The 12,611-nt window shown below is 41.1% G+C and carries 12 protein-coding genes and 1 pseudogene; 12 read left to right on the top strand and 1 reads right to left on the bottom strand.

Annotation, left to right across the window (positions count from 1 at the left end; all coding sequences use genetic code 11):
- Positions 1–16: 16 nt before the first annotated feature.
- Complete coding sequence (locus tag HA044_RS07285; RefSeq protein WP_003014881.1) at positions 17–187, bottom strand: DUF3042 family protein; 171 nt, start codon at positions 185–187, stop codon at positions 17–19.
- An 83-nt stretch (positions 188–270) separates the two neighbouring features.
- On the opposite strand from HA044_RS07285, the gene miaA reads away from it, so the two are divergent.
- The 12 genes and pseudogenes from miaA to HA044_RS10020 form a co-directional block, all read left to right on the top strand.
- Positions 271–1,158: a tRNA (adenosine(37)-N6)-dimethylallyltransferase MiaA gene (gene miaA / locus HA044_RS07290; protein ID WP_187540544.1), complete on the top strand. Its 888-nt coding sequence runs from the start codon at positions 271–273 to the stop codon at positions 1,156–1,158.
- Entirely contained in the window at positions 1,151–2,398 is a 1,248-nt protein-coding gene (gene hflX / locus HA044_RS07295; protein WP_187540545.1) for a GTPase HflX, read from the top strand. The genes miaA and hflX overlap by 8 nt, the downstream gene beginning before the upstream one ends.
- Positions 2,382–3,011, top strand: coding sequence for a cystathionine beta-lyase (locus HA044_RS07300; RefSeq protein WP_187540546.1), 630 nt, complete (start codon positions 2,382–2,384; stop codon positions 3,009–3,011). Before hflX ends, HA044_RS07300 begins: the two co-directional genes overlap by 17 nt.
- 3 nt (positions 3,012–3,014) lie before the next feature.
- Positions 3,015–3,944, top strand: a complete 930-nt coding sequence (gene rnz / locus HA044_RS07305; RefSeq protein WP_187540547.1) for a ribonuclease Z — start codon at positions 3,015–3,017, stop codon at positions 3,942–3,944.
- Position 3,945: 1 nt separating this feature from the next.
- Positions 3,946–4,701, top strand: coding sequence for an SDR family oxidoreductase (locus HA044_RS07310; RefSeq protein ID WP_187540548.1), 756 nt, complete (start codon positions 3,946–3,948; stop codon positions 4,699–4,701).
- Between the two features lie 10 nt (positions 4,702–4,711).
- Complete coding sequence (locus HA044_RS07315; protein WP_187540549.1) at positions 4,712–5,422, top strand: bifunctional 2-polyprenyl-6-hydroxyphenol methylase/3-demethylubiquinol 3-O-methyltransferase UbiG; 711 nt, start codon at positions 4,712–4,714, stop codon at positions 5,420–5,422.
- Between the two features lies 1 nt (position 5,423).
- The gene (locus HA044_RS07320; protein ID WP_187540550.1) at positions 5,424–5,828 is read left to right on the top strand and encodes a GNAT family N-acetyltransferase; all 405 of its coding nucleotides are present in this window, start codon (positions 5,424–5,426) and stop codon (positions 5,826–5,828) included.
- Between the two features lie 789 nt (positions 5,829–6,617).
- Positions 6,618–6,821 carry a transposase gene (locus HA044_RS10015; protein WP_262407550.1) on the top strand — a complete coding sequence of 68 codons (204 nt, stop codon included), beginning with the start codon at positions 6,618–6,620 and terminating at the stop codon, positions 6,819–6,821.
- 158 nt (positions 6,822–6,979) lie between these two features.
- Positions 6,980–8,767: an LPXTG cell wall anchor domain-containing protein gene (locus HA044_RS07330; protein ID WP_187540551.1), complete on the top strand. Its 1,788-nt coding sequence runs from the start codon at positions 6,980–6,982 to the stop codon at positions 8,765–8,767.
- Positions 8,768–8,883: 116 nt separating this feature from the next.
- On the top strand, positions 8,884–10,356 hold the full coding sequence (locus HA044_RS07335) for a DUF4352 domain-containing protein (RefSeq protein WP_262407551.1): 1,473 nt from the start codon (positions 8,884–8,886) through the stop codon (positions 10,354–10,356).
- A 187-nt stretch (positions 10,357–10,543) separates the two neighbouring features.
- On the top strand, positions 10,544–11,929 hold the full coding sequence (locus tag HA044_RS07340; protein WP_187540553.1) for a hypothetical protein: 1,386 nt from the start codon (positions 10,544–10,546) through the stop codon (positions 11,927–11,929).
- Between the two features lie 149 nt (positions 11,930–12,078).
- Positions 12,079–12,611: pseudogene (locus tag HA044_RS10020) on the top strand (hypothetical protein); the annotation flags it as partial.

Here is a 12,611-nt window from a genome sequence, read left to right on the forward strand (position 1 = left end):
GGGGCTTTTTGTTGGATTAGTGTGATACACGGCGACGTGCTGCTTTTTTGCGGTTTTCTTCGATGAAAGCTGCTTTCTTTTCTTCTGGCTCGATTACTTTTTTCTTGAATGTGTAAACTGCACCTGCGACAGCAGCAACTGTACCAGCAACACCAGTAACAAAACCTTTACCAAATCCTTTAGCCATGAGAATTTCTCCTTTTCTGAACTTTAAATATTTATGTTATAATATATGGTAACGAAAAAACGTGAATTTTGCAAGGAAAAACGATGAAAACCAAGATAATTGTGATTGTGGGACCGACCGCGGTTGGAAAGACAGCACTTGCGATCGATTTGGCCCAAGCTCTCAATGGTGAAATCATCAGTGGTGATAGCCAGCAAGTCTATCGCAAGCTGGATATTGGGACAGCCAAGGCGACACCAGAGGAGCAAGCTGCAGCTCCCCATCATTTGATCGATGTGCGGGAAGTAACCGAGTCTTACTCGGCTTTTGATTTTGTAAGAGAAGCTAAACAGGCCATCGCGGAGATCACAGCCCGAGGCAAGCTCCCCATCATTGCAGGTGGGACGGGCCTCTACATCCAAAGTCTTCTTGAAGGCTATCATCTTGGTGGTGAAATTCCTCATGAAGAGATTCTGGCCTATCGGGCTCAATTGGACTTGCTTTCGGATGAAGACTTGTACCAAAGAGTGGCGGAGCAAGGACTTGTGATTCCTCAGCTCAATCGCCGTCGGGCCATGCGGGCTCTTGAAATTGCGCATTTTGGGAAAGACCTAGCAAACGAAGAGACCGATTATGAACCCTATCTGATCTGTCTAAATGATGAACGCTCCTTGATCTATGATCGTATCAATCGTCGAGTAGATCGCATGCTAGAGGAGGGCTTACTGGATGAAGCTCGGTGGCTCTATGACCATTATCCAGATGTGCAAGCCAGTAAAGGCATTGGCTACAAGGAACTCTTTCCTTACTTTAAGGGAGAGCAGAGCCTTGCGGAAGCCAGTGAGATCCTCAAGCGCAATACGCGTCGTTTTGCTAAACGGCAGCTGACCTGGTTTCGAAATCGGATGGAAGTAACCTTTTACGCCATTTCTGCCCCCCACTTCAAGGAGCAGGTTCTTGCAGATGTAAAGGAGTTTTTAGAGCATGATTGAAACAGAAAAGAAACAAGAACGCATCCTATTGGTTGGTGTGGAACTACAAGGCATGGACAATTTTGAGATGTCGATGGAGGAGTTGGCGAGCCTAGCTAAAACAGCCGGTGGAGATGTCCGGGGCTCCTATACACAAAAGCGGGAGAAATACGACACTAAGACCTTTGTTGGTGCAGGAAAACTCGAAGAAATCGCTCAAATGGTCGAAGCAGATGAGATTACAACGGTAGTGGTCAATAACCGCTTGACCCCTCGGCAAAATGTCAATTTAGAAGAAATCCTAGGAGTTAAGGTCATTGACCGGATGCAGCTGATTTTAGATATCTTTGCCATGCGGGCTAGGAGTCATGAGGGGAAGTTGCAGGTGCACTTGGCCCAGCTTAAATATCTCTTGCCACGCCTTGTCGGTCAAGGGATCATGCTTAGCCGTCAGGCCGGGGGAATTGGTTCACGTGGACCAGGGGAAAGCCAGCTGGAGTTGAACCGCCGGAGCGTCCGCAATCAAATCACCGATATCGAACGCCAGCTCAAGGCTGTTGAAAAGAACCGGGAAACCCTTCGTGAAAAACGCTTGGAATCACCAGTCTTTAAGATTGGTTTGATCGGCTATACCAATGCAGGGAAGTCGACTATTATGAATCAGCTGACCAGTAAGAGCCAGTATGAAGCCGATGAACTCTTTGCAACCTTGGATGCCACAACCAAGAGCATCCATCTAACAGGCAATCTGCAAGTGACCCTGACCGATACGGTTGGCTTTATCCAAGACCTGCCGACAGAGTTGGTATCGAGCTTTAAGTCGACCCTGGAAGAAAGTAAGAATGTGGATCTCTTGGTCCATGTCATCGATGCTTCTGATCCCAATCATGAAGAGCATGAAAAGACCGTGGTCTCGATCATGAAGGACCTAGATATGCTAGAGATTCCTCGCTTGACCCTCTACAACAAAGCAGATAAAGTAGCAGACTTTACCCCAACCCAGACACCTTTTAGCTTGATTTCAGCACGCTCTGAGACAGCCCGAGAGGACCTTCAAGCTTTGTTACTAGAAAAACTGAGAGAACTCTTTGTTCCTTTTACCATTCGCGTTCCCTTTTCAAAATCCTATCGAACTCATGACCTAGAGACGGTCGCAATCATTGACCAGCGCGATTTTGAAGGTGACGTCGAGGTCATTCAAGGCTATATCGCAGAGAAAAATAAGTGGAAGTTGGAAGAATTTTATGACGGATTATGTTGATTTAGCGATAAAATATGGAGGTTATACCAGCCTCGATCGGGTCTATCTGACTAATCTTTTAAGCACGATCCCTGAGGACTTGCGTCTCCGTGTGATTACGCCTCCCCCAAGTGTGATCAATGCCTATTTCGCTGAGCTCTATCAAAAGAAGAGCCCCAAGGAGGCTATGGAATATTTCTTGGACTTGAGCCGGGTATTTGACTTATTCACCGTTCAGCAAAGCTTTGATGAAGGCAAGCCCTTTATCCGCCTCAACTTATCAGGGAAGTCTTATGGCTTGGCCTATGTAAATGAAGAGATGGCCTGTGTTTTTGCTGAAAATCCAGCGGCGGAAATCACCCCTTCGATTTTATTCGAAATTTCAGAGATCTTTCCGGATTGTTTGGTCTTTGAAAAAGATGGCAAGATCTGTTTGCAAGAGGCCGGCTCAGAAGTGGTGACCAAAACAGAAGCGCTCACAGCCCTGACGGACTTGATGACCTTGGAAGATGGACGCTTCAAACTGTCAGGCTATAACCAAGAAGAGCTGCTTGAGCAGGCTCACGCCTATTCTGGCAACCTTTCGTTTCGTTCAGAGAACCGGACGGCTATGATTTATATAGATAGAAAGTAGACAATGGACATTCAATTTTTAGGAACGGGAGCTGGGCAACCCTCAAAAGCCCGTAATGTATCGAGCTTAGCGCTCAAATTGCTAGATGAAATCAATGAAGTCTGGCTCTTTGACTGTGGCGAAGCGACCCAGAATCAAATTTTAGAGACCACCATTCGCCCGCGAAAAGTTAGCAAGATCTTTATCACTCACCTACATGGGGACCATATTTTTGGTTTGCCAGGTTTCCTCTCTAGCCGGGCCTTCCAGGCCAATGAAGAGCAGACGGATCTGGATATTTATGGTCCAGTAGGGATCAAATCCTTTGTCATGACCAGTCTTCGGGTATCGGGTTCTCGCCTGCCTTACCGCATCCATTTTCATGAATTCGATGAACATTCTCTGGGCAAGATTTTAGAAACCGATAAATTCACGGTCTATACGGAAGCTTTGGACCATACTATTTTTTGTGTGGGCTACCGGGTCATGCAAAAAGACCTCGAAGGAACACTGGATGCAGAGAAGTTGAAGGCGGCAGGAGTTCCTTTTGGACCGCTCTTTGGGAAAGTCAAAAATGGCCAGGATGTTACGCTGGAAGATGGCACCAAGATCATTGCAGCAGACTACATTTCAGCCCCTCGACCGGGTAAAGTCATCACTATTCTGGGAGATACGCGTAAGACCAATGCCAGCGTCCGTCTGGGGGTCAATGCAGATGTCTTGGTCCATGAGTCCACCTATGGCAAGGGTGATGAAACGATTGCTCGAAAGCACGGGCACTCGACCAATATGCAGGCGGCAGAAGTGGCGCGTGAAGCTGGCGCAAAACGTCTTCTTCTCAACCATATCAGTGCCCGGTTTTTATCAAAAGACATCAGCCAATTGCGCAAGGATGCGTCCAGCATTTTTGAAAATGTCTATGTCGTCAAAGATTTAGAAGAAGTGGAGATCTAAAATGCAAACCATCATCATCACAGGAGCAAGCGGAGGCTTGGCCCAAGAAATGGTCAAACTCCTCCCTGAAGACCGGCTGATTCTTTTAGGTCGAAATCAAGAAAAACTGGAAGACCTCTATGCTAGCCATCCTCAGGCTGAATGCATCGGGATCGATATCACCGATCCATCAGCTGTCCAACAGCTAGTGGAGGACCTTTATCAGCGCTATGGACAGATCGACGTCTTGGTCAACAATGCAGGTTATGGCATCTTTGAGGCCTTTGATCGCATTTCTGACCAGCAAGTTCGGGAAATGTTTGGGGTCAATACCTTTGCCCTCATGCAGTTTTCACGTTTGATCGGTGCGCACATGAAGGAAACAGGCAAGGGGCACATTGTTAACATCGTCAGCATGGCGGGCTTAGTTGCAACTGCTAAATCTAGTCTCTATTCGGCCACCAAGTTTGCGGCCATCGGCTTCTCTAACGCTCTGCGTTTGGAACTCATGCCCTTTGGTGTCCATGTGACGACGGTTAATCCGGGTCCCATTCGGACTACTTTCTTTGACCAGGCAGATCCTGACGGAAGCTATGTCAAGGCTGTGGACCGCTACATTTTGGAACCAGACTTTGTGGCCAAGAAGATCGTGAAAAACTTTGGAAAACCAAAACGCGAGCTCAATTTGCCTTGGCTCTTGAACCTAACTCACAAACTCTATATCCTTTTCCCACGTATCTCGGACAAGCTCGCCAGCAAGATGTTCAACTACAAATAGGAGGAGCCAGATGGCCGCCAATATTCAAGCTTATTTAGAAAACATCCGGCAACCCTGGGGACAGCTCTATTATGATATCCTTTTTGAGCAATTACAGGACATTAAGGGAAAGCGAGTGCTTGACTTCGGCAGTGGCTTTGGCCTTGTGGCCAACCACCTGGCGCAAGACAATCAAGTCCTTGCTGTGGAGCCCAATCAAGAAATGGTGGCCTTACGGGCCCAGGACCATCCCTACCAGCAACTCGTCGGAAGTCTAGATCAGTTAGCAAGCCTTGAAGAGGCTAGCTTTGAGGTCATCCTCTGCCACAATGTTTTGGAGTATGTAGAAGATCGCAAGGTGATTCTCAAGGAATTCACCCGTCTCTTGAAACCAGGAGGCCTACTCTCTATCGTCAAGCACAATGAAGTTGGCCGTGTCCTGCAGACCGTCGTCTTTGAAAATGATACTCAGAAAGCGCTTGATCTCCTAGCAGGTCAGGACTTAGAAACCCACTCCATGGGCTTGGCTCAGGCCTATGATCTAGATAGAGCAGTAGAAGACCTAGCCCTCGAAGTTCAGGATTACCAAGGAATTCGTATCTTTTATGGCTTGCAGGGTAACCGCTTCAAAAGCCAAGAAGGCTGGCGAGAGTCTATGCTCAAAATGGAGCTGGCCGTTTGCCAAGAGTCCCCTTACAGAGATATCGCCTTCTTCCAGCACTATAGCTTAAAAAGGAGTTAAGATGTTACATTATAAAAAAGAAATTCCAGCGATGACAGACCTACTCGCACTCTACAGCTCAGTCGGCTGGACCAATTATACTAACAAGCCAGCTATGCTAGAAGAAGCTGTCAAAGCCAGTCTCTGGCAGTTGGCAGTATATGATGAGAAAGAGCTCGTAGCCTACATTCGCTTAGTAGGAGATGGCCATTCTGTCATTTTTGTACAGGACCTCTTGGTGCGACCAGATCACCAGCGCCAAGGCATTGGCACGAAACTCTTAGAAGAGGCTTTAGCGACCTTCCCCAATGTCTATCAACGGCTCCTTGCCACTGATCGTAGCGAGAAAAATTTAGCCTTTTACCAGTCCCTGGGCTTTGTCGAACTATCTGAGCAAGCCTGTACAGGGATGATTTATATGAAATAGAGTCTGGGAGAATAGTCTTATAGCTCCAAAAAAAAAACAACGGGTTTTCCGTTGCTTTTTTTGTATAGTTGCGGTAGTCTTGGTAAAATAGAATTGCACAAAAAAGCTATCTCATGCATATTCACTATAACACAAGTCAAACAACATTATCACTAGAAATCAGTTCTTTCTTGCCACACGACCATCTGGTCTTTACTATTGAAAAAGGGTGAATACCTTGGAAGAGCATCATTTCCACGTCTTCTATCATGACTTTGGTCACCCGTCTTATCACCCTAAAATGCTTTTATCTACTCTTCTATTTGCTCATTCACAAGGAATTTTCTGTGAACGAAAAATTGAAAAATGATTGAAAATCTCGCTATGCAGTACCTAACAGGACAGTTGGTTGTCATCTAACGCACCATCAATCGGTTTCGAGTCGCTAGGGGGATGAAAGAACTCATTTTGATTTTTTTATCGATCTCAATTTTCGTTTAAAAATGGAAAAGTTAGTAACTTTAGATCGTTTGTTTATTGGCGGGAATAAGATTGAAGCGAACGCCAACAAGTATAGTTTTGTTTGGAAAAAGGCAACGGACAAGTTTTCCGCCAAACTTCAAGAACAGATACAGGAGGAAAGCTACACACATCCTGACGGGTGATGCAATCGTTTCACCATGTCAAACATCAGAAAAAACAGATGAACTGTCAATAGAAAATCAAGGTTTACTACGCTAATGAACCTGAAGCAGCTCCTCAAAAGGGACTGTATATTAACGAACACTATCAGCACTTAAGAACTAAAGAATGCCAGGCGTTTTTATCTCCGATGGTAGACAGATTTTCGCTCAACGTAAAATTGATGTGGAATCTGTCTTTGGGCAGATAAAGGCTTGTTTAGGTTACAAGAGATGTCATCTGAGAGGTCAGAGTCAAGTGATAATTAACATGGGATTCGTACTCATGGCCAACAAGCTCCTAAAATACAATAACTGTTTTTTGTATCTCTAGTATATCAGATGAACATTTTGTTGCACTTCTTTTACAACATAGCCCAATAATTACACTAATTATTGACAAGAAATCGATGATTGTATATAATGTTGGCGTAATAAACTTTTAGATAATATCGGTTGTTTTTTTATAGTTGATTTTAGGAGATTTATCAAATGAAAAAGTTAACGAAATTAGGTCTTGTATCCTTTTCTATTTTTGTATTAAATGCTTATTCACAGACTGTTGTTAAAGCTGATGAAAATGGGGATACAGATACTCCTGTAGCATTAGCACCATCAACAGGTCAAGCAAACTCATCTAGTAGTAGTACCTCGTCAATAAACACACCACAAAATGGAAATTCCACAGTTGCTAGCAATGTTACCCCTACTACTGAGGAAGCAACTTCTACGAGTAATTCTACTAATACTTCAGCTTCTGAAAATGGTAGAGAAAGTGATACAGGAGCAGCTACTTCAAAAGATGGAAATATCATTGATGAAGGTGGCTATGTCAATGTGGAAGGACAGCCAGCTTACTTTAGTGAAGATGGTAAAAGTGTAGTATATAATTATACTGTAGCATATAAAGCCATGCACTCAAGTGATCATGGACAGTCAGTAAGTGATCTTACATTTCGCTTACCCAATATTCCAAACGCAAAAGTAGATTTCACATTGGTAGGAACTCGAGATGAAAAAGAAAATCCCGTCACTGTAAATGTTCCAATGAAAAAAATCAATCCATATGATGATAATAAACCATATCTCACTGTTATACCTAGAGCAGAAGAATTAGCAGCAGGGAAGATACCTCTAGTATTGGAATATGAGGATACCGATGGATTTATTGGCTTAGATTTTGATAGAATCAAAGTTTATGCTATTTACACAGTATTTGCGAAAAGTCAAGCAGTACGTGTAAGTATCGCGATTCCTTTAGAAGAGGCAAAGAAAATAAAATATTTCCCTCTCGATGCTCGTATGGATTGGAAATCTAGTCAAGAAGGTGTTGGTTCCTTCGAAGCTGGTTCTCAAAATCTTCAAGAGTATAGAAATCATAGAGCAATTTTTAGAGATCAAAACGGAAATCCTTCATATGGTGGTTTAGAAAATCCAGCCTTGATTGATGATAGTTATGTGAAAAACGGTCATCTGATTAAGTCTGTCGCAAATCCAAGTACTTATATCACACCTAACAATGGCGATTGGACTAGTATTCCGCACGATACCAATATTAACCCTGAAACTTTCTTCAATTATGTTAAAATTTTTACTTTGAAATACAATCGTGCCGTTAAATATTATGCTTCAGAATTTGAAGATATGGCAGACCAAGATGTTTCAGTGCTTCACTATGGTGATGTTGTTGTCGACTATGTGATCAAGGGGACAAACCAATCCCTTAATCCAACCTATACAGATACACCAAAGACTTCTATTTACGGGTCTGATGGAAAACTTGTGACCTATAATACCGGTGAGGACATAAATGAGCGTCCGTCTTCTATCACTGTAGATGGTCAAAAATACAATCTAGTTGGTATTTCTTCAACTTCTGCACCAGAAACAGGTCAGTTAAAAGAAGGAACAACTCATGTTGTCTATGAGTATGAGAAGGAGCCAGATCCAGAGCCAACTCCGGATCCAAAACCAACTCCAACTCCAGCTCCAACACCAAGTCCAGAGCCAAATCCAGATCCAAAACCAACTCCAAATCCAGAGCCAACTCCGGATCCAAAACCAACACCAGATCCAAAACCAACTCCAAATCCAGAACCAGCTTCAAAACCTGTTCAACCAGAAAAAATTCAATCATCTGAGCAAAAATCAGCTCCGGAAAAAGCTCAGTTGCCAAATACAGGAACTTCTGATTCACCATCAGCTATGAATCTTCTTGCTATTTTAGCTGGAATCCTTGGTCTTTCACTTTTCAAAAAAAGTAAAAAATCAGAGAGCTAAGTAAATAGTTTTATAAAAGAGGCTAGGACTTTTGTCCCAGCCTCTTATCTATTTGACTGACAAAAGAGGGGATTGATGGTAAAATGAGGATGAGATTAGGAGGAGATGGGATGAAGATGAAAATAAAATGGAGCTTTTTGTTATGTTCGGTACTTATATCTTTATGTCTGAGTGCTTGTCAACAAGGACATATAGAAAAACATGGTTCTTCAAATAAAGAAGCACAGAAGAAAATCGATCAAACAAATATTCATTTTGACAAGACAGGACCCGCAGCATCATTCGATTGGAATGCAAAGAACAGTATCAGATACATAACGTTTGAAAAACTTCCACAATATATGAAGCCAGATGATAGCGATGGAATCTCTATATATAGTCTGCAACAAAATGAAGCTCCTCTCGATGAAGATGGAAGAGTTCAAAAAGCTTTGCAGGTTGTTGAAGGAGTCTATGTAGATCAAAGTAAAATAGATACAGTAATTAAGGCCAGTGGGGCAACAAATCAAGAGAACATGTATACTCACCTCTGGAATGATTATATTATCCCGAAAATAGAAAAAAACAGTAGTACTTTTGATCCAAATACTTATGTGGAATATCTTGGTGAGAAGTACCCCCTAAAAATATATGGTCCTATGTATTTAAAGCTCATGACGAATGCACTAGGTTACGAAAAAAAATATGAATTAAAAGGCTATGAAGTTAAGGGCAACAAAGTATTCATTTGCATTCAGGTACCAAAATACTTCCCAGAGCCTTTACCAAGATGGGATAAATATTCTGGAATGCCTAATGAGTCGGATTTCAATCAAGCCTTCTATGATTGGCTCGATAAATTGCATCAAAGATATGCTGAAAAAGAGATGAATCGAGATGATCATATTTCCTATATTATGCTTTCGACAGTTTTAAAACAGTTAGTTAAAAAAAATTTCGACGCAACCTCATCATCTGGTTATACTGAAAGTGGGTTTTACAATACAGAATTCACGGTTGAAATGGAAGTGACAGATCAGGGTGATATTCGAATAGATTCAAAAAACTTGGCTACTCTCTTACAAATCCCTCGACAAATGAAGGGGAAAAATCAGTATGGTACGGAAGATGAAAATAATATCTTTTGGACGATTCCTTCAGGAAATAATAGTGATGGCCAAAAGATAAAAGAAAAATTAAAGAATTTTAATCCAAAAGATCCGGTTAAAAAATATGCAATTGGAGAGCCAGTTGTATTTGCTAATGGATTAGAAGTTACACTAAATAGTGTAACAGACGATCCAAATTTGGATGTTCAGGATGATCAAAATCGTATCGATAAATCGAAAAATCAACATCGGCTGATAGTCGAATTTACATTATCGAATCCAACACCTCTTCGTATTGAAAGTTCTCCAAATTATTCAAATGTAGATCTCTATGATGGCCAGGGAAAATCTGCTTATATGCTGAACAATACTTTAAATTACAAACAGCCAACAGTTCTTGAAGCAGGAGAATCAGGTATATATAAAATTAACTATTTAACAGATGGGGATGGACCATTTACGGTTGTTTATGGGGATGCAAAATGGGTTATTCAAAAATAGAGAAAAACCCTAATTTTTAGCCAGCCTATTGTAAAAACTAGTTAGTTTAAGAAATGATAAGAAGTTTTAGTTATCAATGAATTATTAAAAAATTTATTCATATGCGGTTGGAAAAGTCGGAAGACTTTTAAAGAAAACTGACGAACAAATAAGGTAAAAGAAGCGTACAGAAAGTAGAGAAGAGAGAATGAAGAAGGTTTTTAAATCAATTAAGTTTTGGATATTTGTATTACTCGTTATCTTGGCAGGAGGCTGGTTCATCCAGTATGAAATTCATAAGCGTGATATATCACAATTTGTAACTTGGAACCCTCGTCCACACATAGTTGATTCCCAATTTATTGCAGGTGGGAAAGCAGTAGCCATTCAATGGGATAATAAAGAGGAAGTGGATGAGGCGATGGAAGCATATTCGTATAATTCAAAAGTTAAAGTATCATGGTTTATAAATGGTGGAAATAGTGAACGGTACATTGCACAAGAAAGTTACAAATTAAAATCTGACCCACGTCTCTATTTTCAATATTATGTTCGTGGTAATCAAGTTCCTTACTTAACTACAAATAAAGCACAAAAGGGAGAGTACTGGCTCATTGATGTCTATGATACCAAGGACAAGCGCTTAGTGAAGAAGACGTATGATGTTTTTAAGATAGTACGAGATATGAATAAAAATTATATCCCTTTATATGTTAGAGTTTCTTCGATGATGTTGGATACAGATGATGGAGAAACATACATTCCGATTGATATTCTTGTCGATAAGAAAGACAAATATATTGTAGAACCTGGAAATATCTATGTACAAACAGAGTATCAATCTCGTGAAGGGTTAATGAATGTTAAGGATGGAAAGATCGCTTGGAAAACCTCATCAGGCAAAGGTTATGAACAACTTCAAAAAGATAGTCGAGAAAGCGACAAAGACTTGCATCCATTTGAATACAATTTTGGAGAAGGACAATTGCAGCTCCAACATTCACGTTTGTTATATACAGCTCGTAGTGATGAGGCTAAGTACATCCCATTGAAAACACTCTATCCGAAAGTATATTCGATTTTGCGCAAAGGGAATGATTTCACTACTGTAAAATGGGGTGAAGAATATACAGAAGGGGAGAATGCCTATCTATACTTTCTCGGACCAGAAGATCTCAACTTTGATATTTCATTTTTGGAACTGCTTTATCCAGGGGATCGTTCAGGTGGATGGTATGATGTCCTACAGTATCATAAGATACCAGCAGAGCTTTCAAAAGATGGGCAAGAACATCATGTGAATAACAAAAAGGAGTTTTTCCAATATTTTAAAAAGGAATTAAATCAAAGTAACGATGCTACAGAGTTCTCATTATTGCGACGCTTGTATGAAGTACAGAATTACGTGGTCTCTAGAGATTTTGGTAAGTCTTTCGGGAACCTTACCATACCAGCTGATTATTCAAAAGATGGGAAGGTTCATGTCGTTCAAAATGATGAAGAATTCTTCAAATATATGGATTTAGAGAAAATTCCTAATAAAAAGATGAAAGAAGATATTATAAAAAGGTTCTCATATGATATAAAAAAATAATCGATTAGGTCGAATTTCGCAAGGAGGTCAAACTAACCTATCGTTTGTCTTGTTTAAATAGGCTGGATGAAAAATCTAGCCTATTATATATTTGACTGACAAAAGAGGGGATTGATGGTAAAATGAGGGTGAGATTAGGAGGAGATGAAATGAAGAAGAAAATAAAATGGGTCCTTGTCTTATGTTCGGTACTTATACCAGTATATTTGAGTACCTGCAAACAGGGAACTGTAGAAAAACAAGGTTCTTCGAATAAAGAAGTACAGAAAAAAATCGATCGAACAAATATTCATTTTGACAAGACAGGACCCGCAGCAACATTTGATTGGGAGGCAAAAAACAGTAGCAGATACATAACGTTTGAAAAACTTCCACAATATATGAAGCCAGATGATAGCGATGGAATTTCTATATATAGTCCGCAACAAAATGAAGCTCCTCTCGATGAAGAGGGAAAAGTTCAAAAGGCCCTGCAGGTCATTGAAGGGGTTTACGTAGATCAAAGTAGAATAGATACAGTAATCAAGGCTAATGGGGCAACAAATCAAGAGAGCATGTATACTCACCTTTGGAATGATTATATTATCCCGAAAATAGAAAAAAATAGTAGTACTTTTGATCCAAATACTTATGTGGAATATCTTGGTGAGAAGTACCCCCTAAAAATATATGGTCCTATGTA

Source organism: Streptococcus sp. IMAU 99161 (assembly GCF_014435245.1).
In the GTDB taxonomy this organism is placed as follows: Bacteria; Bacillota; Bacilli; order Lactobacillales; family Streptococcaceae; genus Streptococcus; species Streptococcus lactarius.